The organism is Nonomuraea sp. NPDC048892 (assembly GCF_040649735.1).
In the GTDB taxonomy this organism is placed as follows: Bacteria; Actinomycetota; Actinomycetes; order Streptosporangiales; family Streptosporangiaceae; genus Nonomuraea; species Nonomuraea maheshkhaliensis.
Window position 1 is genome coordinate 368,156 of sequence record NZ_JBEZFZ010000006.1, and the last position, 21,502, is coordinate 389,657.

Annotated in this window: 24 protein-coding genes and 1 pseudogene; 5 read left to right on the top strand and 20 right to left on the bottom strand. The window is 70.2% G+C overall.

Annotation, left to right across the window (positions count from 1 at the left end; translation table 11 throughout):
- Positions 1-16: 16 nt before the first annotated feature.
- Genes AB0C28_RS22840 through AB0C28_RS22875 form a run of 8 tightly spaced genes read right to left on the bottom strand, consistent with a single transcriptional unit; the run spans position 17 to position 8,225 of the window.
- Entirely contained in the window at positions 17-916 is a 900-nt protein-coding gene (locus AB0C28_RS22840; protein WP_358077086.1) for a glycosyltransferase family 2 protein, read from the bottom strand.
- Positions 903-2,351, bottom strand: a complete 1,449-nt coding sequence (locus tag AB0C28_RS22845; protein ID WP_358077089.1) for an oligosaccharide flippase family protein — start codon at positions 2,349-2,351, stop codon at positions 903-905. The genes AB0C28_RS22840 and AB0C28_RS22845 overlap by 14 nt, the downstream gene beginning before the upstream one ends.
- Positions 2,348-3,313 (bottom strand): hypothetical protein, encoded by a 966-nt coding sequence (locus AB0C28_RS22850; RefSeq protein WP_358077092.1) that lies wholly within the window; start codon positions 3,311-3,313, stop codon positions 2,348-2,350. The genes AB0C28_RS22845 and AB0C28_RS22850 overlap by 4 nt, the downstream gene beginning before the upstream one ends.
- Positions 3,310-4,581, bottom strand: coding sequence for a DUF4910 domain-containing protein (locus AB0C28_RS22855; protein ID WP_358077095.1), 1,272 nt, complete (start codon positions 4,579-4,581; stop codon positions 3,310-3,312). The genes AB0C28_RS22850 and AB0C28_RS22855 overlap by 4 nt, the downstream gene beginning before the upstream one ends.
- Positions 4,578-5,597, bottom strand: coding sequence for an SDR family oxidoreductase (locus AB0C28_RS22860; RefSeq protein WP_357846212.1), 1,020 nt, complete (start codon positions 5,595-5,597; stop codon positions 4,578-4,580). The genes AB0C28_RS22855 and AB0C28_RS22860 overlap by 4 nt, the downstream gene beginning before the upstream one ends.
- 5 nt (positions 5,598-5,602) lie before the next feature.
- On the bottom strand, positions 5,603-6,253 hold the full coding sequence (locus AB0C28_RS22865) for a PIG-L family deacetylase (RefSeq protein WP_346101020.1): 651 nt from the start codon (positions 6,251-6,253) through the stop codon (positions 5,603-5,605).
- Positions 6,250-7,026: a sugar phosphate nucleotidyltransferase gene (locus AB0C28_RS22870; protein ID WP_357846215.1), complete on the bottom strand. Its 777-nt coding sequence runs from the start codon at positions 7,024-7,026 to the stop codon at positions 6,250-6,252. The genes AB0C28_RS22865 and AB0C28_RS22870 overlap by 4 nt, the downstream gene beginning before the upstream one ends.
- Positions 7,023-8,225, bottom strand: a complete 1,203-nt coding sequence (locus AB0C28_RS22875) for a class I SAM-dependent methyltransferase (protein WP_358077386.1) — start codon at positions 8,223-8,225, stop codon at positions 7,023-7,025. The genes AB0C28_RS22870 and AB0C28_RS22875 overlap by 4 nt, the downstream gene beginning before the upstream one ends.
- Positions 8,226-8,284: 59 nt before the next feature.
- Here AB0C28_RS22875 and rfbC point away from each other — a divergent pair, with 59 nt between their 5' ends.
- Positions 8,285-8,863: a dTDP-4-dehydrorhamnose 3,5-epimerase gene (gene rfbC / locus AB0C28_RS22880; protein WP_357846219.1), complete on the top strand. Its 579-nt coding sequence runs from the start codon at positions 8,285-8,287 to the stop codon at positions 8,861-8,863.
- Between the two features lie 59 nt (positions 8,864-8,922).
- Here rfbC and rfbD read toward each other — a convergent pair whose 3' ends face one another.
- Together rfbD and rfbB are read right to left on the bottom strand one after the other, a co-directional pair.
- Positions 8,923-9,774, bottom strand: coding sequence for a dTDP-4-dehydrorhamnose reductase (gene rfbD / locus AB0C28_RS22885; RefSeq protein WP_358077099.1), 852 nt, complete (start codon positions 9,772-9,774; stop codon positions 8,923-8,925).
- Positions 9,775-9,799: 25 nt separating this feature from the next.
- Positions 9,800-10,747 carry a dTDP-glucose 4,6-dehydratase gene (gene rfbB / locus AB0C28_RS22890; protein ID WP_358077102.1) on the bottom strand — a complete coding sequence of 316 codons (948 nt, stop codon included), beginning with the start codon at positions 10,745-10,747 and terminating at the stop codon, positions 9,800-9,802.
- A 140-nt stretch (positions 10,748-10,887) separates the two neighbouring features.
- Here rfbB and AB0C28_RS22895 point away from each other — a divergent pair.
- A pseudogene (locus AB0C28_RS22895) lies at positions 10,888-11,889 on the top strand (RNA-guided endonuclease TnpB family protein); the annotation flags it as partial.
- Between the two features lie 33 nt (positions 11,890-11,922).
- Here AB0C28_RS22895 and AB0C28_RS22900 read toward each other — a convergent pair.
- From AB0C28_RS22900 to AB0C28_RS22935, 8 genes are all read right to left on the bottom strand, one after another.
- Positions 11,923-12,990: a glucose-1-phosphate thymidylyltransferase gene (locus AB0C28_RS22900; protein WP_358077105.1), complete on the bottom strand. Its 1,068-nt coding sequence runs from the start codon at positions 12,988-12,990 to the stop codon at positions 11,923-11,925.
- A gap of 2 nt (positions 12,991-12,992) precedes the next feature.
- Positions 12,993-14,447 (bottom strand): sugar transferase, encoded by a 1,455-nt coding sequence (locus tag AB0C28_RS22905; RefSeq protein ID WP_357846227.1) that lies wholly within the window; start codon positions 14,445-14,447, stop codon positions 12,993-12,995.
- A 310-nt stretch (positions 14,448-14,757) separates the two neighbouring features.
- Positions 14,758-15,108 carry a hypothetical protein gene (locus AB0C28_RS22910; RefSeq protein WP_106246263.1) on the bottom strand — a complete coding sequence of 117 codons (351 nt, stop codon included), beginning with the start codon at positions 15,106-15,108 and terminating at the stop codon, positions 14,758-14,760.
- Between the two features lie 57 nt (positions 15,109-15,165).
- Positions 15,166-15,810: a GntR family transcriptional regulator gene (locus AB0C28_RS22915; protein WP_357846229.1), complete on the bottom strand. Its 645-nt coding sequence runs from the start codon at positions 15,808-15,810 to the stop codon at positions 15,166-15,168.
- Entirely contained in the window at positions 15,807-16,679 is an 873-nt protein-coding gene (locus tag AB0C28_RS22920) for an EamA family transporter (RefSeq protein WP_357846232.1), read from the bottom strand. Before AB0C28_RS22920 ends, AB0C28_RS22915 begins: the two co-directional genes overlap by 4 nt.
- A 33-nt stretch (positions 16,680-16,712) precedes the next feature.
- Complete coding sequence (locus AB0C28_RS22925) at positions 16,713-17,096, bottom strand: hypothetical protein (RefSeq protein ID WP_357846234.1); 384 nt, start codon at positions 17,094-17,096, stop codon at positions 16,713-16,715.
- 70 nt (positions 17,097-17,166) lie between these two features.
- Positions 17,167-17,694, bottom strand: coding sequence for a GNAT family N-acetyltransferase (locus AB0C28_RS22930; protein WP_357846236.1), 528 nt, complete (start codon positions 17,692-17,694; stop codon positions 17,167-17,169).
- A gap of 11 nt (positions 17,695-17,705) precedes the next feature.
- A complete protein-coding gene (locus tag AB0C28_RS22935; RefSeq protein ID WP_357846238.1) occupies positions 17,706-18,077 on the bottom strand; it encodes an MmcQ/YjbR family DNA-binding protein in 372 nt (123 codons plus the stop codon).
- Between the two features lie 106 nt (positions 18,078-18,183).
- Between AB0C28_RS22935 and AB0C28_RS22940 the strand changes: the two genes are divergently transcribed.
- The 3 genes from AB0C28_RS22940 to AB0C28_RS22950 are packed head-to-tail and all read left to right on the top strand — an operon-like array spanning position 18,184 to position 20,210.
- Entirely contained in the window at positions 18,184-18,930 is a 747-nt protein-coding gene (locus AB0C28_RS22940; RefSeq protein ID WP_357846240.1) for a hypothetical protein, read from the top strand.
- Positions 18,852-19,520: a DUF4166 domain-containing protein gene (locus tag AB0C28_RS22945; RefSeq protein ID WP_358077108.1), complete on the top strand. Its 669-nt coding sequence runs from the start codon at positions 18,852-18,854 to the stop codon at positions 19,518-19,520. Before AB0C28_RS22940 ends, AB0C28_RS22945 begins: the two co-directional genes overlap by 79 nt.
- A 27-nt stretch (positions 19,521-19,547) precedes the next feature.
- Positions 19,548-20,210: a TetR/AcrR family transcriptional regulator gene (locus AB0C28_RS22950; RefSeq protein WP_357846244.1), complete on the top strand. Its 663-nt coding sequence runs from the start codon at positions 19,548-19,550 to the stop codon at positions 20,208-20,210.
- On the opposite strand, the gene AB0C28_RS22955 is transcribed toward AB0C28_RS22950, so the two are convergent.
- Both AB0C28_RS22955 and AB0C28_RS22960 read right to left on the bottom strand, forming a co-directional pair.
- Positions 20,155-20,574, bottom strand: a complete 420-nt coding sequence (locus AB0C28_RS22955) for a VOC family protein (RefSeq protein ID WP_346101004.1) — start codon at positions 20,572-20,574, stop codon at positions 20,155-20,157. The two genes, AB0C28_RS22950 and AB0C28_RS22955, sit on opposite strands and share 56 nt — an antisense overlap.
- Before the next feature lie 143 nt (positions 20,575-20,717).
- Positions 20,718-21,455, bottom strand: coding sequence for a polysaccharide deacetylase family protein (locus AB0C28_RS22960; protein WP_357846247.1), 738 nt, complete (start codon positions 21,453-21,455; stop codon positions 20,718-20,720).
- Between the last annotated feature and the right edge of the window lie 47 nt (positions 21,456-21,502).

Below are 21,502 nucleotides of genomic sequence, written 5' to 3' on the forward strand. Positions count from 1 at the left end.
CTGTTCATCGGACGTGTTACACAAATCGGACCATGGAGAGGAGCTTGCGGCTCCTGTGCGCGATGGTGCGCCGCTGGCGTCGTGCGAACATGCGCAGCACCTCCGTACGGGCCCGGCGGCGCTGCGCGTCGGTGAGCTCGGCCTGGTGCAGCCAGCGCAGCAGTTCCCTGCACTGGAGCGTGTTGGCCAGATGGGACTGCCAGGACGGCACGTCGAGGCGGCCGGCCAGGCGGGTGATCCGTTCCGTCCGCCAGTTGCGGTGCGAGAGCACCTCGGGGACGTGCGCCCATGGCCCGGCCAGCGCCAGCTTGGCCGCGTAGACCTCGTCCTCGCGCAGCATGTTGCGCCGGGGGATCTCGGTCGCGGGCCCGCGCCGCAGCAGCCCGTAGAGCGGGTCGATGAGGAACGGGCTCTCGTTGAGCAGCCTGAGCATCTCGGCGAACCGCTCGACCGGGTCGTCGGAGCCCAGCCCGGCGCCCGCCGCCGCGCCCTCCCCCGGACCCGGGTAGGGAGTGGTGGTGACCTGGCCGCCGTCGCGGGTGTAGGCCACCTGGTTGGTGACGAGGATGAGGCGTTCGTCGGCGGCGAAGGCGGCCAGGGCACGCGAGACGCAGGAGGGCTCCAGCCGGTCGTCGTCGCCGATCCAGCGGATGAACGCGCCGCGCGAGATCCTGGCGGCGTGGGTGAAGTTGCCGAGCAGGCCGACGTTGCGCGGGTGCCGGTGGTAGACGATCCGCTCGTCGCCGGCGGCCAGGTCGCGGCAGAGCTCCTCGGTGGCGTCGGTGGAGGCGTTGTCGGAGATGACCAGCTCGATGTGCTGATGATCCTGGGCCAGCACCGAGCGGACCACGCCTTCGAGGCGTCCGGCCCCGTTCCTGACCGGCAGGGCGATCGAGACGAGCTCAGAGTCGCGCATGGACCCTCCCTTGGCGTACGAGTCGCTTCAGCACGGCGCGCGGCACCACGACGAGCACGAACAGCAGCAGCCCCGCCCCGCCGGCCACGCACAGCTCGAAGAAGGGGCCGTCGATCACCGTGGCCAGCCCCGTCATGACGCCGCCGGCCAGCGCCGCGCCGAGCAGCGGCCGGGCCAGCCCGGCGCCGAACAGCCGCGCGGGCACGCCCGAGCGCCGCAGGGCCACGGCGAGCAGCGGCAGCGCCACCAGCACCGCGACGGCGGCGTGCGCCACGGCCGCGCCCTCGATGCCGTCGAGCCTGGCGCCGGCCAGCAGGGCGGGCAGCAGCGCGGCGGCCCAGCACAGGTTGACCCACATCGTCGACTTCGTCCGGCCGAGCGCGGCCAGGATGTCGGTGATGAGCAGGGTCAGCATGCGCACGGCCATCACGATGGCCAGGAAGCGCAGCACCTGGGCGGCGGGCAGCCACGGCGTGCCGTACAGGAACTCCACGACCGCGGGCGCGAGCGTGCCCATCAGCACGGCGATCGGCAGCACCATCCCGGCCAGCAGCGGCACGGCCTGCCGTACGCCCTCCCGCATCGACTCCTCGCCCTCCTCGGCCAGGCGCGCGAAGCTGGGCAGCGCGACGTAGCGGATGGCGGTGCCGATGAGGCCGGGCACCCAGCTGGAGATGTTGAACGCGAGCAGGTAGAAGCCCAGCATCACCGGCCCGAGCACGTCGCCGACGATGACAGCGTCCATGTTGAGCAGCAGCCCCTCGATGCCCAGGCTGACGCAGAGCGGCAGCCCGAACCGCAGCAGCCGGGCCGCCAGCGCGCGGTCGAAGCCGAGCTCGATCTTGACCCGGGCCAGCACGACCACGAGCAGCCCGGTGAGCACCCCGCCGCTGAGCTGCCCCCAGGCGAAGCTGTAGGCCCCGGCGCCGTTCGCGGCCAGCGTGATGGAGACGCCGGCGTTGACGACGAAGCCGGCCAGGTTCGCCCAGGCCAGTTTGTCCTGCTCGAACCTGCGCATGAGCGCGGCGCTGCGGACCGCGGTCAGCCCGTAGACGACGTTGGTGGCCATGAGGACGCGGATCACCCACGTGGCGTCCTCGCTGCCGGCCAGCCGCGCGTAGAACGGCGCGATCACCCAGAACAGGGCGTAGAGGGCCAGGCTGGACGCGATGGCGACCACGGTGGCAGTCTGCGCGACCTCCTCCAGCCGGCCGCGCCACTGCACGGTCGCCGCGATCACCCCGGCGTCGTTGATGTAGATGACGAACTGGGTGGCGGCCAGGGCGATGGCGAACACGCCGAAGTCCTCGGGCACCAGCAGCCTGGCCAGGACCAGGCTCATCACGAACGAGCCCGCCTTCATCACCAGGTTGCCGAGCAGGCTCCAGCGCAGGCCGCGCCCGGCCTTGCGGCCTATGTCGCCGACCTCGCTCACGGGGCTTCCCCGCCGGCCGGCACCCGTTCCAGCCAGATCTCCCGCCAGAACGGGACGAACTCGCGCGGGCAGTTGGCGTTGTAGACGCCCTCGCAGACCAGGTCGTCGAGAATGATGCAGGGGCTCTTCATGGTCAGCATGCGCCCGGTCTTCTCGTCCAGGCAGCGCTCGACCCTGGCGCGTACGCGTGCCGTCCTGCCGCAGTAGCGGGCCATCTCCTCCTCGAACCCGAGGCCGCGGTTGAGCAGGTCGTCGTTGAGCGTGTCGAGGATCTCGTCCTTGGACTTGATCCTGACCAGCTCGCCCGGCCGCAGGTCCAGGCTGCCCGTCGGGGTGACCCGGCCGGCGCGGCCCTGGACGAAGCCCCAGCGCAGCCCGCCCCTGATCCACAGGCGGCGCGGCAGCACCTTCTTGCTGACGTCCTGGAAGCGGTTGAACAGCCCGACGAGGAACGTGCGAACGGTCGCGAGCACGCCCGCGTTGCCGCTGCGCACGTCGGTGACGTACTGGCCGAGGTCGCGGAAGGGCAGGCACGTGGGCGCGGCGCGGAGCAGCTCGGTGGCCTGGCAGGAGTAGGCGTCCGCGCCCTTGCGGGTGTTGGCCTCGACCAGCTTCAGCAGGCGCTCCTCGGGCACGGCCTGGGCCTGTGGCGTGCCGGGTTCGACCCGTTTGAGCCAGGCCTCCTTCCAGTAGAGCGAGCAGGCGGTCTGGCAGCCGCCGTGCCCGCCGCCGTCGCAGCGCGCCCCGGTGAGGTGCACGGCACGCTCCATCCGCCGCATGCCGCTGCGGCTGATGGTGTCGCAGAGCTTGTGCGCCACCTTGTGCACGGTCATCCGCCGCCCGCAGAAGGCCAGCATCTCCGGCATGAACGGCAGGCTCTCCAGCTCGCCCCGCTCGTCCAGCGTGGCCAGGATCTCCGCCTCGCTCCGCACCTCGACGAGGTCCCCCACCCGCAGGTTCATGCGCTCTCTCCCACCCGCTTGAGCAGGCCCGCGCCCTCCAGCGCGCCCGCCGCCTCGGCGACCGCCTGGAAGGGCAGGCCCGACCGCTCCGCGATGTCCAGCAGCCCGTGGTCGCCGTCCGACAGGTTCAGCACCCATAACATCGCCAGTTGCGCCTGTTTCGTGTCACTTCTGCCGCCGAGTGAGCCGTACAGGCCGCGCCGGCCCAGCTGCGGCTCCCCGTACGGGCTCAGGTTCTGGTAGCGGCCGTCACGTTCCAGCACCTCCACCGCCGACCAGAGCGCGTCCAGGGTGTCGGCCATGGCCTGGGGCGAGACGAAGCCCACGTCGTCTCCGGAGGTGTGGTACTCGGGGTAGCCCGCGTACGGCGTCCTGGTCAGGCTGCCCACGGGCAGGTTGAAGCCGGGCGAGCAGAACTGCCGCTCGTCGTACCCGTACGGCGAGAAGCCGGCGATCGTGTGCGGCCTGTCGCGCAGCACGGCCGCCAGCACCCGGTCGATGGGGGCGTCCCCGCGCCGGCTGCGCTTGTACGTCAGCGCCCCCGGATCCCCCGCGCAGGCCAGCGTGAGCCCATGACGAACGCGCCCGGTGCGCTCCCGGTTGCGCGCCAGCCAGGTGATGGCGCCGATCGTGCCGGGGGCGAACAGGAACCGGTAGGTGTAACGGGGCTCACGCAGCCGGCCCGCGAGCGCGACGGCCACGGCGATGCCGGCCAGGTTGTCGTTGGCCAGCGACGGATGGCAGACGTGGCAGGAGATCAGCACCTCCTCGTCGGTGCGTCCCCGTACGACGTGCTCGGCGTACGTCAGGTGCCCGTCGGCCAGCGTCGAGTCGATCACCACCTCGTACGGCCCCGGGCCCATCCCGTCGAGCGTCTCCTGGCTCAGGCAGAACCCCCACGTCTCGGCGTAGTACGAGGTCCGGTACGGCACCAAGCCCGGCTGCTCGGGCAGCGTGTGCAGGTGGGGGCGCAGCTCGTCCAGCGTCATGACGGCCGAGACGGGCACGCTGTAGCCCACCACGTGCAGGTTCGACCGCCGGAAGTCCACCACCCTGGCCCCTGACGGATCCTTGACGTAGGCGTCGCGGATGTTCCACTCCCTGGGCACGGTCCAGTCGAGCACCTGGGTGCCGGTGGGCACCTCGTGCACCTTCAGCTCCAGGTGCTCGCCGACGATGCCGAGCGTGGCGCGCACGCCGTCGCCCGTGATGGAGCGGCACAGCGGGTAGAGCCGCTCCACCAGGGCGTGCATCTCCTCGCCCGTCACGTCCGCAGCTCCTCGGAGACCGTGCCGGCCGCGCGCCGGTCGGCCAGCCAGGCCAGCCTGGTGAAGCGCTGGCGGAAGTCCGTGACCGTCAGCCCGTGGCACCGGTAGGCGTCGGCCAGCTCGACGGCGCCTGCCTTCACCGTCCAGCGGGCGTGCAGCTCCGGCAGCGCGGCGCGGATGCGGGAGAAGTCGACCCGGTACGAGCGCGGGTCGGCTCCCGTCTCACCGGTGACCAGCAGCTCGGAGCCGGGCACCGCCTCCACGACGTGCTCGGCGATCTCGGCGACGGTCAGGTTGTTCTGCTCGCCGCCCACGTTGAACGCCCTCGCGTGCACGGCTTGGCGCGGCGCGGTGAGCGCGGCCACGAAGGCGTCGGCGATGTCGGCCACGTGCACGAGGGGCCGCCACGGAGTGCCGTCCGACAACACGCGGACCTGCCCGGTCAGATGGGCGTGGCCGACCAGGTTGTTCAGCACGATGTCGGCGCGCAGCCTCGGGGAGAAGCCGAACGCGGTCGCGTTGCGCAGGAACACCGGCGTGAAGTCGGCGTCGGCCAGCTCGACCAGCTCGTCCTCGACGCGGACCTTCGACTCCGCGTACGGGGTGACCGGGCGCAGCGGGGCGTCCTCGCCGAGCAGGTCGTCGCCGCCCGAGGCGCCGTACACCGAGCAGGTGGAGGCGTACAGGAAGCGGCGCACGCCCGCGTCGCGGGCCAGCCTGGCCAGGCGGACCGAGGCGTGGTGATTGATGTCGTAGGTCAGCTCGGGCGCGAGCGCGCCCAGCGGGTCGTTCGAGAGCGCGGCCAGGTGGATCACGGCGTCGAAGCCGGTGAGCAGCCCGGCCGGTACGTCGCGCAGGTCCACCCGGTGGCCCGGCGGGTCGTCGGGCAGCGGGCCGAGCACGCACTCGGCGAAGAGCCCGGAGTCGAGGCCCACCACCTCGTGGCCGGCCCGGGCCAGCGCCGGCGCCATGACGGTGCCGAGGTAGCCCTGGTGCCCCGTGAGTAACACACGCATGCCGATCAGCCTCCAGCTAGATCTAGGGCGAGTTTGTGCAGGTAGAACGCCTCCGCATGGCGTGCGTGACACTCGATGCCGCGGATTCTGGCCAGTCCGAGGAAGGCCTCCCTGTCGAACCAGGGGCGGTGCCGCTGCGAGGGGTAGTGCTCCCACAGCAGGTTGACCTTGCGCTCGGCCAGGGCCAGGTCGAGCGGCTGGTAGGCGTTGGGCCGGCCGAGGTCGCCGTCCCATTTGAGGATCTCGTACCCGAGCGTGAGGTGGTCGCGGAAGGCGGTGGGCACGAGCTGGGCCAGCCCGCGATGGTCCTGGTGCGCGTCGCCCGCGTGGGGGGCCAGGATCAGGTCCGGCTCGGTACGCAGCCGCATCCCCTCGACCGCGGCCTTGGCGTCGTCCCAGTGGGCGGGCAGCCGTCCGTCGGGCAGCTTGCCCACCTCGACACGCAGGTCGGCGCCTGGGCAGAAGGCGGCCAGCGCGTTGCGTTCCTCCTCCTCGCGTACGGTCCCGCCCCCCGACAGGATCAGCGCGTCGACCTTGATGCCCGGGTGCGCGGTGCACATGACGAGGAGCGTGCCGCCCGCGCCGATGGCGAGATCGTCGCAGTGGGCGGCCAGCAGGGCGATCCGGCGCAGGCCGGACGGGAAGAGCCGGTTCACGCCCGCTCCCACAGTGCCCAGGGCCGCTCGCCGCGGATGTAAGCCCGGTCCAGCTCCATGCGCTGGTTGACGGTGTCGGTGGGCCGCCAGTAGCCGCGGTAGGGGTAGGCCATCAGGCGGCCGCGCTTGGCCAGCTCCTTGCAGCCGTCCACGAGCAGGTCGCCGTTCTCGGGGATGTGGTCGAAGATTTCCTGACGTAAGACGAAATATCCGCCGTTTACCCATAAGGGCATTTCGGTGACCGCGGTGATCTGCCCGACCATCCCGTTCTCCCCCACCTCCACGCAGTGGAAGGTGCCCGGCGGCGGCACCGCCATGAGCGTGCCGCCCGCCCCCGACGCGGCGAACCTGCCGATGATCTCCGGCAGCGGCGCGTCCGTGAGCACGTCGGCGTAGTTGGCCAGGAACATCTCCTCGCCCTCCAGGTGCTCGCGCACCCGGCGCAGCCGCTCCCCGATCGACGACTCGATCCCCGTGTGGATGAAGGAGATCGTCCAGTCGGAGATGTCGTTGCCCAGCAGCTCGACGTCGCCGCGGCGCAGGACGAAGTCGTTGGAGGCGGTCTCCTCGTACCGCAGGAAGAAGTTCTTGATCTGCTCGGCGCCGTAGCCGAGGCAGAGCACGAACTCCTTGTGACCGAAGTGCGCGTAATAGCGCATGACATGCCAGATCAGCGGCCTCGGGCCGACGAGCTGCATGGGCTTCGGCACGTCGCCGGAGCCGCCCGTACGCATGCGCGTGCCGTACCCGCCGCAGAAGAGGACGACCTTCACACGACCTCCAGTGTGGGGATGGGGAAGACCAGCCGGCCGCCCCAGTCACGGATGTAGGACAGCTGCTCGATCAGCTCGTCCCGCAGGTTCCACGGCAGGACGAGGACGTAGTCGGGCCGATCGGCCGCGATGCGCTCGGGCGGGAAGATCGGGATGCGCGCCCCGGGGGTGAACTTGCCGTGCTTGTACGGATTGCGATCCACCGTGTACGCCAGCAGATCGGGCCGGACCCCGCAGTGGTTGAGCAGCGTGTTGCCCTTGCCCGGCGCCCCGTACCCGACCACCGTGCTGCCCTCCTCGGCGGCGTTGACCAGGAACGTCAGCAGGTCGCGCCGGACCTTGGCCACCCGCTCGGTGAAGTCGATGTAGCCCGAGAGGTCGTGCAGCCCCGCCGCCTTCTCCATCGCCAGCACGTCGGCCACCCGCTGCGAGGGCGTGCCCGAGGGCCGGGCCCACAGCCGGATCGAGCCGCCGTGCGTGGTCAGCAGCTCCACGTCCACCAGCGTCAGCCCGCCACTGGCCAGCGCGCGCCGGGCTGAGGCGACCGTGTAGTACTGGAAGTGCTCGTGGTAGATCGTGTCGTACTGGTTCAGCCGCATCAGCGTGAGCAGGTGCTGCACCTCGATCGAGACCACGCCGTCGTCGGCGACCAGCGCCCGCAGGCCCTTCGTGAAGCCGATCACGTCGGGGATGTGCGCGTAGACGTTGTTGGCCACCACGTGGTCGGCGGTGCCGTGCTCCCGTACGACGGCACTGGCGCTCTCCGGGGTCAGGAACGCCGTCACCGTCGGCACGCCGCGCTCCCTGGCCGCCTGGCCCACGTTCACCGACGGCTCGATGCCGAGACAGCGCACGCCCCGGTCCACCACGTGCCGCAGCAGGTAGCCGTCGTTGCTGGCCACCTCGACCACGAACGCGTCCGGCCGCAGGTCCAGCTCGGCCACGAAGGCGCGGGCGTGCTCGACCCAGGAGGCGGAGTAGGAGGAGAAGTAGGCGTAGTCGGTGAAGGTGTCCTCGGGGGTGATCAGTGGCGGAACCTGCGTTAGCCAGCACGACGTGCACACGCGCAGGTGCAGCGGATAGGTCGGCTCTGGCTCTTCGAGCTGCTCGGCGGTGAGGATGCGCTCGCAGGGAGGTGTCGCCCCGAGGTCCACCACACTGGCGAGCTCCGCCGAGCCGCATAACCGGCAAGTCATCATTCGCACGCTCCAAGAGATTGATATTTCGCCGGGGCCGGTGCTCTCGTTACTGTCGGACCATGGATCCCCTCGGCATCGATGGCGCCTGGCGCCACACGCCGCGCGTCCACACCGACCCCCGCGGCGCGTTCTTCGAGGCCTTCCGCGCCGCCGACCTGCCGCGGCGGTTCGACCTGGCCCAGGTCAACTGCTCGGTCTCCGCCCACGGCGTGCTGCGCGGCGTGCACTTCGCCGACGTGCCCCCTGGTCAGGCCAAATACGTGATGTGCCTGTCCGGCAGCGTCATGGACGTCGTCGTGGACCTGCGTGTGGGCTCGCCCACGTTCGGCCGGTGGGAGGCCGTGACGCTCGACGACGAGTCGCGCACCGCGGTCCTCATCGGCGAGGGCCTGGGGCACGCGTTCATGGTGCTCAGCCCGAGCGCCACGGTCGCGTACCTGTGCTCCGAGCCGTACGCGCCGGCTCGCGAGCACGGGGTCCATCCGCTCGATCCGGCCCTGTCGATCGGCTGGCCGGCCGATGTCGAGCCGGTGCTGTCGGAGAAGGACGCCAAGGCGCCCACCCTGGAGGAGGCGCTGGCCGGCGGGCTGCTGCCCGACCACCGCGCCTGCGCCGAGTTCTACGCGACCCTGCGCTGACGGCTCGCGGTTCGCACGGGGCTCGTGATTCGCACGGGGCTCGTGGCTCTTGTCGCGTCTCACGCCACGCTCCGCTGACGGCTCGTCGCCAGCACCGGCCAGGCCGCGTGCAGGGCCTCGCGCCAGTGCCTGATCGGCTGCCACCGGGTGTGGGCCAGCACGCTGTTCGCCGGCCGCACCGCCGCCCGCGACAGCGCCGACGACGGCACCGGGCGCACCCGTCCCGGATCCTCACCGAGCAGCGCGAAGATCTCCTTGGCGAACCCGCACCAGGTCGTCTCCCCCGAGCTCGTACCGTGGTAGACGCCGGGCGGCAGATCCGACTGCGCCAGCCGGACGAGATAGTCGGCCAGGTCGGCGCTCCACGTCGGCTGCCCGCGCTGGTCGTCCACCACGTCCACGCTCGGCCGCTCCCCGGCCAGGCGGATCATCGTGCGGGCGAAGCTGACACCGCGCGCGCCGTACAGCCACTCCGTGCGCACCACGTAGTGCCCGTGCTCCAGCGCCGCCTCCTCGCCCGCCAGCTTGCTCCTGCCGTACGCGTTCACCGGCCCGGTCCGCGCGTCCTCCCGGTACGGCAGCGCGGCGGCACCGTCGAAGACGTAGTCGGTGGACACCTGGACGAGCCTCGCCCCCACGAGGTCGCACGCCTCGGCCAGCCAGCGCACGGCGGTCCCGTTGACCGCCAGCGCGTCGGCCTCGCTCGCCTCGGCGTCGTCCACCGCTGTCCAGCCGGCGCAGTTGAGCACGACCCTCGGCCGGTAGGCGCAGACGAAGTCGCGCACCGCCCGCCGGTCGCGGACGTCCAGCTCGTCCCGGCCGAGCGCGAGCACCGGATCGCCGGTCAGCGCGGTCCGGTCGAGGACGTCGCTCGCGAGCATGCCGCCCGCCCCCGTGATGAGCCACCTCATGCCGCCTCCAGGCATAAAAGAGCGATCATCGCGCCCACCAGTCGCGGTGCTCCGCGTACCAGCGGACGGTGTCCTTCAACCCCTGCTCGAACGGGACCTGCGGCCGGTAGCCGAGGGCGCGCAGCTTGCTGTCGTCCAGGGAGTAGCGGCGGTCGTGGCCCTTGCGGTCGGCGACGTACTCGACCATGTCCCAGTCCCGGCCGCAGGCTTCGAGCAGGCGCGTCGTGAGCTCCTTGTTGGTCAGCTCCGCCGTGCCGGCGATGTGGTAGACCTCGCCGGGTTCGCCCCGCTCTGCGACCAGGCGGATGCCCGCGCAGTGGTCGCGGACGTGGATCCAGTCCCGTACGTTGCCGCCGTCCCCGTACAGCGGCACCTTCCTGCCCCGGAGCAGGTTCGTGATGAACAGCGGGATGACCTTCTCGGGGTACTGCCTGGGCCCGTAGTTGTTGCCGCAGCGGGTGATCGAGACGTTCATCCCGTACGTGACCGCGTAGGCGCGCGCGATCAGGTCGCCGCCCGCCTTCGAGGCCGCGTACGGCGAGCGCGGCCGCACCGGCGCGGCCTCGTCCCACGAGCCGATGTCGATCGACCCGTACACCTCGTCCGTCGACACCTGCACCACCTTCGGCACCTCCGCCTCCAGGCAGGCCTGGAGCAGGGTCTGGGTGCCGAGCGCGTTGGTGCGCATGAACGGCGCGGCGCCCTCGATCGAGCGGTCCACATGGGACTCCGCGGCGAAGTTGACCACCAGGTCGTGCCCGGGGACGACGCGGGCGAGCAGCTCGGCGTCGCAGATGTCACCGTGCACGAACGTGTGCTCGACCCCGTCGAGGTTGGCCCGGTTGCCCGCGTACGTCAGCTTGTCCAGAACGGTGACGTCCACGTTCGCGTCGGCGGGGGTCGTGTCGCGGAGGCTCCGGACGAAGTGGGAGCCGATGAATCCCGCACCACCCGTCACCAGAATTCTTGTCATCAGAAACCTCCGAGGAAACCCCCGCCTTCAGGCGGAGGAGGAACCGGACCGCTGCGGAGCAGGGCAGGAACAGGCGATTCGCTGCCAGCCGAACCGCCATATCGAACAAGCACGCGAATTCCCCTTGATCGTTCGATACGATGTGCGACGTGGCGCTGATCGTGAAGCGGGCTTACAAATACCGCTTCTACCCGACCCCCGAGCAAGCCTCGCAGCTGGCCCGGACGTTCGGCTGCGTCCGCCTCGTCTACAACAAAGCCCTCGAAGAGCGCAGCGGCGAGTTCGGCTTCCTGCGCGAGGTGTCGTCCGTGCCCTTGCAGCAGACGTTGCGCCATCTCCAGGCGGGGTTTGGACGCCCCGCTGGACGTCGTGTGGTCGTGTCCGCTGCCGGAGGGCGCGCAGCCGTCCACGGTGACGGTGTCGAAGGACGCTGCGGGGCGCTAGTTCGTGTCGATCCTGGTGGAGGAGACGATCGCCCCGCTCGCTCCGGCAGAGCAGGCGGTGGGCGTGGACGCGGGCATCACCGTGCTGGCCACCCTGTCCACCGGCGAGAAGATCGTCAACCCCCGGCACGAGCGCCGCGACCGGCGCAAGCTCGCCAAAGCCCAGCGGGCCCTGTCCCGCAAGGAGAAAGGCAGCGCCAACCGGGCCACGGCCCGGCTCAAGGTGGCCAAGGTGTACGCCCGCATCGCCGACCGCAGGACAGACCACCTGCACAAGGTCACCACACGGCTTGTTCGCGAGAACCAAGCGATCGCCGTGGAAGACCTGACCATCCGCACCATGGTTCGCAATCACTCGCTGGCCCGCGCCATCTCGGACGCGGCCTGGCGACAGTTGCGGTCGATGCTGGAGTACAAAGCGCGCTGGTACGGGCGCACGCTGGTGGCGGTGAACCGCTGGTTCCCCTCCTCCAGGCTGTGCTCGGCCTGCGGCGCCGTGCGAGAGAAGATGCCGCTGAACGTCCGGATGTGGCAGTGCGCCTGCGGCACGGTCCACGACCGGGACGTCAACGCGGCCAGGAACGTGCTCGCCGCCGGGCTGGCGGAGAGCTGAAACGCCTGTGGAGCCGGTGTAAGACCTCAACGAGACCCCTCTCGGGCGGGCGACCGGCCGTGAAGCAGGAAGGCCCATGGGCGACCGTGGGAATCCCCCTCCTTCAGGAGGGGCGGATGTCAAGAACTGATCTGTACCTGGCTGTGATCGCCCAGTACGAGACGGTGGGCTTTGGGCGTGTTGGGAGCCGACGTGATCTCGACGTCGTGTCCGATCAGCGACGACTCGATCCGGCCGACCCCGGCGATGGAGGCTCTGGGCAGCACGATCGAGTACTCGATCTCGCTGCCGGTGATGGCGCAGGAGGCCCCGATCGAGGTGTACGGGCCGACGTAGCTGTCCTGGATCCTGGCGCCGGCGCCGACGATGGCCGGGCCCACGACGCGGGAGCGCTCGACCACGGCGCCCGGCTCGATCGCGACCCGGCCGATGAGCTCGCTGACCGCGTCCACCCGGCCCTGGACCAGGGGCTCGACCGATTCGAGCACCAGCCGGTTGACCTCCAGCATGTCGGTGACGTTGCCGGTGTCCTTCCAGTAGCCGGAGATGATCGAGGACTCGACGCGCAGCCCGGCCTCGATCAGCCACTGGATCGCGTCGGTGATCTCCAGCTCGCCCCGCCAGGACGGCTTGAGCTCGGCCACCGCCTTGTGGACGGCCGGGCCGAACAGGTAGACGCCGACCAGCGCCAGATCGCTCTTGGGCCGGGCGGGCTTCTCCTCCAGACCGGCCACGCGCCCCTCCGCGTCCAGCTCGGCGACCCCGAACTGCCGCGGGTCGGCGACCTTGGTGAGCATGATCTGAGCCGCCGGCCGTTCCCTGGCGAACCGCTCCACCAGGCCGTTGATGCCGCCCACGATGAAGTTGTCGCCCAGGTACATGACGAAGTCCTCGTCGCCCAGGTAGTCGCGGGCGATCAGCACGGCGTGGGCCAGCCCGAGCGGCGCCTGCTGGCGCAGGTAGGTGACCTGCAGCCCGAACGCCGAGCCGTCGCCCACCGCCGCCTCGATCTCGGCGTGGGTGTCGCCCACCACCAGGCCCAGCTCCGTGATCCCGGCCGCGGCGATGGCCTCAAGGCCGTAGAACAGGACCGGTTTGTTGGCGACCGGGACCAGTTGCTTGGCCGAGGTGTGCGTGATGGGTCGTAGCCGTGTGCCCGACCCCCCGGCGAGCACGAGTGCTTTCACCGCTAGTACGCCCCTTCTCCACGGGTGACGACGGACCAGGTCTTCCAGAGGATCTGCAGGTCGAGGATGAGCGACCAGTTCTCCACGTAACGCAGATCGAGGCGGACGGACTCCTCCCAGGTCAGGTCGGAGCGTCCGCTGACCTGCCACAACCCGGTCATGCCCGGCTTGACGACGAGGCGGCGGCGGACGTCGGCGCCGTATTTGCCCACCTCTTCGGGCAGCGGGGGGCGGGGGCCGACGAGGGACATCTCGCCGCGCAGGACGTTGAGCAGCTGGGGCAGCTCGTCGAGGGAGTATTTCCGCAGGAATGCGCCTACCCGGGTGATCCTTGGATCGTTCCGAATTTTGAACAGCACGCCGTCGAACTCGTTGTCGTCGAGGAGGCCGCCTTTGAGCCTTTCGGCATCCACCACCATCGTACGAAATTTCACGACACGGAACTCTTTGCCGTCTTTGCCGACCCGTACCTGGTAGAACAGGGCTCCCCCAGGGCTGGTCAGCCGGATCACCAGCGCCAGCACCAGCAGCGGCAGCGCCAGGACCAGCAGCGCGATCCCCGCGACCAGCCGGTCGAACACAGCCTTCACGAACTGCCGCATGCCGTTGAACTCGGGATGCTCCACGTGCAGCAGCGGCATCCCCGCGACCGGCCTGATGCTGATGCGCGGCCCGGCCACGTCGAGCAGGGCCGGGGCCACGAACAGATCCGTGCGCGCCGTCTCCAGGCTCCAGGCCAGCCGGCGCAGCGCGGCCCCGTCGAGCTCGGGGCAGGCCAGCACGGCCACCGCGTCGGCCCGTTCCCGCTCCACCACGCTCGCCACGTCGCCGAACGACCCCAGCACCGGAATGCCGTCCAGGTCCACGTCCATCGCGTTCTCAGGAAGGCAGGCTCCCACCACCCGCATTCCGTGATAAGGCTGGCGCCTGAACTGCATCACCAGGTCGAGGATCGACTCCCGGTGCCCGACCGCGATCACCTGGCGCATGTATTCGCCCACCGCTCTCCTTCGGTGGAGCCGTTTGCGCATGCGATAGCGGTAGTAGAGCGTGGCCAGCAGCGCGAGCGGCAGCATGGCCATCACGAAGCTTCGCGCGATCACCGTCTGCGTGGCGTAGGCCATGATCGCGACGGCGGCCATCAGCCCGACGCCGCCGTTGAACACCGCCTTGAACTCCTCCGTTCCCTCGCCGTTGGCGCGCTGGCGGTACGCGCCGCCCATCATGAGCGCGAGCGGCCAGGCGACGACGAGGCCGAAGCCCAGCACGAACTCGGCCGCGGGAATGTAGGCGCCGGCGATCAGCCGCACACCCAGCACGCACACGCAGGCGAACAGCGCGCACATCGTGTCCCCGGATAACAGGAGCCGTAGGTACGCACGCGTCCAGATGCTCGACGCGCGGCGCGGTACGGCCTCGAGGAGCACGACGGCGGACTCCCCAGTCCCCACCCTCATAACACCATCCTGACAACTCTGTGCACCGCGATAACCGGACGTTCCTTGAGCCTCATGGGTTGACAGCTCCCACGAACAACAAGGGCGGCGGCCCCCACTAAAGAGTAAAGATCGATTCCGACCCGGGAAATACCATCAAATGTCCACAATCGGACGATTGATGGGTGGGCGAAGGGCTTGACGGAACGATCCATCAGTGGCAGCAGTACGCAGGTGGAATGCGAGTTTTGCCAGGAGATTTCGGGAGGTTACCGTTATGCGAAACGGCTAGGCGTACGCGGGATCACGGCTCGTCGTCCTCCGGATGAGGCTAGTCGTACTCCAGATCGGGAAGCGCCGACGGCGGGTCCGGGCTGCGCCAGACGACCACGACCCCGTCGTGCGCGGAGTCGCTCGCCACCGTCAGCCGATCGAGGTCGAAATCGGGCAGATAACGCAGGCGGGCCAGGAACGTGGCGTCCGTGGCCGAGCGCGGCACGACGCAGCCCTCGCCGTCGCGGTCGAGCAGGATGTAGAGGACGTCTTCCCCGGCTTCGGTGACGACACGGACCTCCACCACGTCCTCCCAGGCGAGGGCTTCGACGCTACCGTCCGCGTAGTGACGAGTGACGCCCTCTTCCGTGACATACACGTAGGAGTCCGGCATCGGATTGCCGTGCATGGCCGCGATTCTTGCGAGTTACGGGGCAGTACCGCAAGGGTTCGCGCTCATTGGCGCTCACGCGGGGCCCGGGAGACGCTCCTCGCCGCCCCAGGAGTGGCTGAGATGGGCCGCCACCGCCGCCCGCGCGGCCTCCTCGGGCCCGTTCGCGATGGCCTCCAGCAACTCGCGGTGCTCGCGGACGAGCACGTCCCTGTCCTTGTAGACGGCACGCAGCCGGACCAGCCCGAGCCTGGTCTCGACGGCCAGCGCGCCGTAGAGCCGCTCCAGCCGCGGGCTGCCGACCGCCTCGATGAGCGCCTGGTGCAGCGCCATGTGCTCGCCCACCATCTCCGACCAGGGCGCGTCGGCGGGCAGCGCGGCCATCCGGTCGAGCGCGGCCTGCGCCCCCGCCACCGTCCGGCCGGCCAGGGCCTGCGCCATCAGGTCCTCCAGGGGGCGGCGCACGTACATGAGATCTTCGAGGTCCGAAAGCGTCACCTCGGGGACATGAGCGCTGCGGTTGCGCTCGCGCCGCAGCACCCCCTCATTGACCAGGACCGCCAGGGCCTCGCGGACGGTCGGTCTGGCCACGCGGTAGGCCGCGGCGATCTCCTGCTCGGGCAGCGCGGTGCCGGGCGCGATCTCGCCGGACAACACCCTGCCGCGCAGGGCGTCGGCGAGCGCTCCCACGGTGGAGACGGGTCTGAGGGGCAAGGTCACGGCTGCGACTCTAGCTGCATTTCCGGTGTACGTTCCGGTACGGCCACAGCCACCAAACTAAGACCCAGCAGGACAAGCCCGGCGATCGACACCAGAGTCAGCCGCTCACCCAGCACCACCAGGCCGAGCAGCGCGGCGACGGCCGGCTCGGCCAGGGCCAGCGTGGCGGCCGTGGCCACGGGGGTGGTGCGCAGGCCGCGGCCGTACAGGAAGTAGGACAGGGCGGTGGTCCCGAGCCCGAGGTAGAGCACGGCGGCCAGGGCGCCGGGCGAGGCGATCCAGCCGGTGCCGCTGATCACCAGCACCGGCAGCATGATCAGCGCGGCTCCGCCGAACATGACCCCCATCACCGCGTTGGACTCACCGCCCTGGCCGATCGCCCGCGCCGCCGTGACCGCGTAGAACGCGTAGAGCAGCCCACCCAACAACGCGAACAGAATCCCCGACACCACCTGCGTTCCCGCCTGGATGTCGCCGCCGATGATCAGTGCCGCGCAGCCGCAGACGGCGGCGGTGGTGGCCGCGGTCCAGCGCCCGCTCGGGCGGCGGCCGTGCAGCAGCCACGACAGCAGCCCGGTGAACACCGGCCCGCTGCCGATCGCGACGACGGTCCCGATCGCGACCCCGGTACGGCTCACGGCGGCGAAGAAGCAGAGCTGGTAGGCGGCCACCGCCACCGCGCCGAGCAGCAGCCCAGGGCTGAGCGTGCGGCGCAGCCCGGCCCCGGCCAGCAGGGCGAGCGCCACGCCGCCGATCACCAGCCGCGCGGCGGCCAGGGCCACGGAGTCGGCGCTGACGAGCAGGCCGGCCGTGCCCGCCGTGCCCCAGAGCACGGAGGCGCCGACGACGGCGAGCGGTCCATTCCTCATGTACCCATTGTCAGACAACCAGACACCGTTCGTCTAGTTGTCCGACAATTCTTCGAGCAGTCCGTCGATCACCCGCGCCGCCGGAGCCGTCACCTCCCCCGCGTAGTCGTCGAACACCGCCAGCCCGTCCTGGATCGTCTCCACACTCTTGCGCGGCAGCTCCAACAGCGGCTCACCCTCCGCGTCGATGCCGCCGTCCACGTGGAAGACGTCGCCGGCGGTCACGATGGACACCTCGAAGCGCACCTCGCGGCCGTCGGGCAGGGTGAAGACGGTGCCGACGCGGACGCCGGCCGGCGGGAGGAAAAGGGTGAAGCGCTCACTCCTGGCGAAGGGGTGGCGTAAGTCCGCGAGAATCTCCGACGCCCGCCCCAGTGCCGCCAGCAGCCCGGCCGCGGCCAGACTCGCGCTGTCCATTTCGCAAAGGGTAGTTCAGCCCCACCCACCCTGACCAGGCCACGCCCTCCCCGCACGTCCCGGTTGTCGATCAATCCGTGACGAGGCGGGCGTGCCGTTCGACGTCGTAACGGATGCCGTCGTAACAGATCTTGCTCCGCTCGATCCCCTCGGGCAGGAAGCCCGCCTTGGTGGCCACCCGGCAGGAGGCCGGATTGTTCGTCCGGTGGCCCAGCTCCAGCCGATACAGCCCGCGCTCCTCGAACGCCCACCGGGCCAGTAACTCGGTGGCCGCCGCCGCGACCCCTTTCCCCCTGGCCTCGGGCACCACCCAGTAGGACACCCAGCCGTTGTCGTTGCCGTCGATCCGGTCCACCGCGACGTTGCCGACGACCTGCTCCCCCACCGTCACCGCGAAGGCGTGGCCGACACCGGACCAGGCGGCGATCCAGCCCGCGGCGTCCTGGAGGGTGAGCACGGGCAGCGGCGCCTGCGGCCGCAGATCGGGGGCCCGGAAGGCACGCAGCACGACGGGCGCGTCCGCCTCGGACCAGGGTCGTAGCCGGACCGGCGCGTCACCGTCGAACCAGGGACGCGGCCGTACGTTCACAGAAGTCACGTTGTCCGAGATTACGGCGCTTGCACCTTCTGCCCGATCGGGTGGGTCGCCTCGAACTCCTCGACGAGCGGCGTGGGCGCGGTCAGGCACCAGGCCTCGGCCATGAGCTCGAACAGCTCGTCGGCGTCGATCCGATCGAGATGCACCACCACCCAGCCGAACCGCCCCGCCGTGAACTGCACCTCGAACACCTCGGGCCGCTCACTGACGAGCGCGATCTGCTCCTCGATCGTCGCCTTGAGCCCGACGGTCTCGGTGGCCTCCCACAGGTAGCCGAACCCCTTGCCGTGCACCTTGAACGCGACCCACTCGCCGCCGTGGCCCTGCTTGACCTCGGGCAGCTCTTTCAGCAACTCCAGGAACTCATCGACGCTCACACCCATGCCGCCTGTGTACCAGAAGCGACCGACACTTCGAAGCCACTTGAGCGACTGCTCAAATCGCCGTACTCTGCCTTAAGCGTCCGCTCAACTTCCCGGCGGTGTCAGCATGCGCGTGTACGTCGAGACCCTGATCAAGGCCGACCTGGAGGAGGTGTGGCAGGCCACCCAGGACCTGTCCCAGCACCAGCGCTGGGACCTGCGCTTCGGCCGGATCCAGGCCCTGCCGGGCGGCCGGCTGCGCTACACGACACTCGGCGTCTCCGGCACGGCCGTCGCCACCCAGAGCCGCCACCACACAAAAGGCACCACCGGAAACAGCGCTGGAATCACCACCGGGACCCGTACCGAAAACCGCGCCGGCGGCCGCACCTCCGCGCTCCGGTTCGGCTCGGCGCACCCGCTCTCGCCCATCCGCTCGGGCTCCGGCTACTGGCGCTACCTCCCCGCCCCCGACGGCGGTGTCCGTTTCCTCACCGGCTACCGCTACCGCCCGAACGTCCTGCCCGCCCGCCTGATGTGGTGGGCCACGGCCTGGTCGTTCGACCGGCTGCGCCTGTGGCTGGAGACCGGCAGAACCCCCGAACGCCTCCTGCGCCAAGCCCTCGCCGAGGCCACCCTGCGCACGGCCGCCGTCGCACTGGCCGCCTGCGTACTGCCGCCCCTCGCCGCCCTGGCGGCAGCCGCGCTCGCCCTCGCCATCCCGCCCCTCCCCACCACACCGGCGGCCCGCCGCTGCCTACGCCGCCCCCCGCAAGGAAACGGAGCGACCACACCATGCCCTCGATCTTCGAACGCGCGCTCGGCCCCGACTTCTCCCGCCTCCACCCCCAGCTCCAGCGCCGCTTCCGGGTAGGCCTGGACAGCGGCGAGGCCTGCGTCGGCACCGGCGTCATGCACCGCGTCTGGAACGCCGGCCTCGTCGTCCAGCCGTTCCTGGCCCTCGGCCGCCGCCGCAACATCCTGGTGGCGGAGACCGGCCACGACCTCCCGTTCCGGATCGAGAACTATCCGTACGCCGACTCGTACGGACGCGAGACCGTGACCTTCGTCCGCACCTTCCCGCACAGCCGCTTCGACGCCACGATGATCTACGACGAGACCCGGGCGCAGGTGCTCGACTACCTGGGCAGTCACCAGCACATCGCGGCCCCGCTCTCGCTCACCGTGGACGACCGCGGCGGCCTGGTCATCCGCTCCGGCCGCCAGCGCCTGCTGGAGGGCCCGCTCGCCGTCCGCATCCCGTCCGCCGCCACCGGCACCGCCGTCGTCAGCGAGCACTACGACGAACGGATCGAGCGCTTCAGGATCGCGGTGACCGTCTCCAACCCCCTGCTCGGCCGGATCTTCGGCTACTGGGGCACCTTCACCGCCGCGTACGTGGACGTCGCCGAGCACGGCGTGCCCGCTAGCGTTAGGCCGAGACGGGAGGACGCCCGTCGCTGACCCGTCCCGACAAGCCCGGGGAACCTGGTGGCCGACACACGTACCAAGCTGCTCGACGCGGCGCTCGAAACGCTCAAGAAGCAGGGGATGGCCGGCGTCTCCGCCCGTACGATCGCCACCGCGGCCGGCGTCAACCAGGCCCTCGTCTTCTACCACTTCGGCAGCGTCGACCAGCTGCTCGCCGCCGCCGTCGAACGCGGCTGCGAGCAGCGCATGGTCCTCTACCGCGACCGCTTCGCCGCCGTGACGACCCTGCGCGAGCTGCTCGACCTCGGCCGCGCGATCCACGAGGAGGAGCGCGCCGAGGGCAGCGTCGCGGCGCTGGCCCAGCTGCTGGCCGGCAGCCAGACCGACAGCAAGCTCGCCCCGGCGGTGGTCGGCGGGCTGAACCTGTGGATCGGCGAGGTGGAGCAGGCGCTCGGCAGGGTGCTGGCGACCTCGCCACTGGCCGAGTTCGCGGACGTGTCGGGCCTGGCCAAGGCGACGGCGGCGGCGTTCGTCGGGCTGGAGCTGTACGAGGGCGTCGACACCGACGGCGCCGCCCAGGCCCTGGACGCGCTTGAGGAGCTGGCGGTGCTGGTGACGGCCCTTGAGGACATGGGCCCGATGGTCCGCCGGGTCGTCCGTGCCCGGCTCACTCGTAGTATCGGACCTCGATCACGTTCCCATCGGGATCAGGAAAGTAAATAGTCTCCGGTGCGATTCCGCGGGCGCCGAAGGAATTGGTTCTGGTTCCGGTGACCTCCACGTCGTGCCGCTTCAGCCGTACCTGGAGCGCGTCGAAGTCCTCTTCGTTCACGGCCAGGCAGAAATGGTTCAACGGATGCCCGGCGCTGCCCCGTACACCGGTTCCCTCGTCCACGCCGCGCATGGCGTCATAGGACATCAGGTCGAGAATGGTGTCGGGCGAGATCCGCACGCTCGGAAAAGGCGCCGTCCCATGGCGGAACTGGTCGGCCCTGACTCCGGGGAGCCCGACCACCTGCTCGTAGAACTGCAGGGATAAGAGCTGATCGGAGACCCAGCAGACGAGGTGGTCCAGGCGTGCGCGCATTCAAGCACCTCCGTTTTCTCTCCAATATCGGCTGTACGAATCGCCATGTCCACCTGGCCACCCGTAAGAAAAACGGATTCAACGCCGGAACACGCTGAATTTTCCCGTCGGCGGCGGCCTTGACGGGTGTCATGAACGGCGGGTCAGCGCTGTCGCAGGGCGAGCAGTTCGGAGACGGTGACGAACCTGTATCCCTGCTCGCGCAGCTCGGTGACCAGCCCCACGATGGACTCACGGGTGGGGGCGCCGCCGGCGTACCAGGGATGCAGCAGGATGATCGATCCCGGCCTGACCTCGTCGCGCACGGTCGTGACGATCTCGGCCGCCGTGGGGGTGGTGCCCGAGTCCGGCTCGATGTCCCACATGACCGTGTGCCGCTGGTGCTCGGACAGGTAGAGCGGCAGGCTCAGCAGCTTCTTGCCGGTCGGCGGGCGGAACACGATCTCGCCCTGCTGCCCGGCCGCGCGGATGACCCGGTCGGTACGTTCGATCTCGTCGGCCACGGTGGACTTCGAGACGAAGACCATGCGCCGGTGGCTGTAGGTGTGGTTGGCGAGCTGGTGCCCCGCGTCCACCAGCGCCTTCGTCAGCCGGGGATGGGCCTCGACCTGAGAGCCGACGACGAAGAACGTCGCGTGCACCCGCTGCTCGGCGAGCAGGTCGATGATCTCACGCGTGTGCTCGTCGGGCCCGTCGTCGAAGGTCAGGGCGACGACCTTCTCGTTCGTCTCCACGCGGTCGGTCAGCTCTCCCGCGAGCTGGAAACTTCGGGCGTTCATCAGCTGGTAGAGACCCGTGGCGGACAGGAGGACGACGACCGGGAGGAGCGCGAGCAGCAGCTTGACCCCTCGCCGGCGTACGGTCGTTGCGGCTGTCTTCATGGGTGATCATGGAACCACGAGCGGCGGGCGCAGGTGGCCTCTTTGCC

What these genes read in the sequence shown, in the direction of transcription:
- AB0C28_RS22955 (WP_346101004.1), bottom strand. Translation starts at nt 20,574, where the DNA reads ATGCGCGCACGCCTGGACCACCTCGTCTGCTGGGTCTCCGATCAGCTC.
- AB0C28_RS22875 (WP_358077386.1), bottom strand. Translation starts at nt 8,225, where the DNA reads ATGATGACTTGCCGGTTATGCGGCTCGGCGGAGCTCGCCAGTGTGGTG.
- AB0C28_RS22935 (WP_357846238.1), bottom strand. Translation starts at nt 18,077, where the DNA reads ATGGGTGTGAGCGTCGATGAGTTCCTGGAGTTGCTGAAAGAGCTGCCC.
- AB0C28_RS22905 (WP_357846227.1), bottom strand. Translation starts at nt 14,447, where the DNA reads ATGAGGGTGGGGACTGGGGAGTCCGCCGTCGTGCTCCTCGAGGCCGTA.
- AB0C28_RS22945 (WP_358077108.1), top strand. Translation starts at nt 18,852, where the DNA reads ATGCCCTCGATCTTCGAACGCGCGCTCGGCCCCGACTTCTCCCGCCTC.
- AB0C28_RS22925 (WP_357846234.1), bottom strand. Translation starts at nt 17,096, where the DNA reads ATGGACAGCGCGAGTCTGGCCGCGGCCGGGCTGCTGGCGGCACTGGGG.
- rfbD (WP_358077099.1), bottom strand. Translation starts at nt 9,774, where the DNA reads ATGAGGTGGCTCATCACGGGGGCGGGCGGCATGCTCGCGAGCGACGTC.
- rfbB (WP_358077102.1), bottom strand. Translation starts at nt 10,747, where the DNA reads ATGACAAGAATTCTGGTGACGGGTGGTGCGGGATTCATCGGCTCCCAC.
- AB0C28_RS22960 (WP_357846247.1), bottom strand. Translation starts at nt 21,455, where the DNA reads ATGAAGACAGCCGCAACGACCGTACGCCGGCGAGGGGTCAAGCTGCTG.
- AB0C28_RS22850 (WP_358077092.1), bottom strand. Translation starts at nt 3,313, where the DNA reads ATGAACCTGCGGGTGGGGGACCTCGTCGAGGTGCGGAGCGAGGCGGAG.
- AB0C28_RS22840 (WP_358077086.1), bottom strand. Translation starts at nt 916, where the DNA reads ATGCGCGACTCTGAGCTCGTCTCGATCGCCCTGCCGGTCAGGAACGGG.
- AB0C28_RS22920 (WP_357846232.1), bottom strand. Translation starts at nt 16,679, where the DNA reads ATGAGGAATGGACCGCTCGCCGTCGTCGGCGCCTCCGTGCTCTGGGGC.
- AB0C28_RS22860 (WP_357846212.1), bottom strand. Translation starts at nt 5,597, where the DNA reads ATGCGTGTGTTACTCACGGGGCACCAGGGCTACCTCGGCACCGTCATG.
- AB0C28_RS22940 (WP_357846240.1), top strand. Translation starts at nt 18,184, where the DNA reads ATGCGCGTGTACGTCGAGACCCTGATCAAGGCCGACCTGGAGGAGGTG.
- AB0C28_RS22910 (WP_106246263.1), bottom strand. Translation starts at nt 15,108, where the DNA reads ATGCACGGCAATCCGATGCCGGACTCCTACGTGTATGTCACGGAAGAG.
- rfbC (WP_357846219.1), top strand. Translation starts at nt 8,285, where the DNA reads ATGGATCCCCTCGGCATCGATGGCGCCTGGCGCCACACGCCGCGCGTC.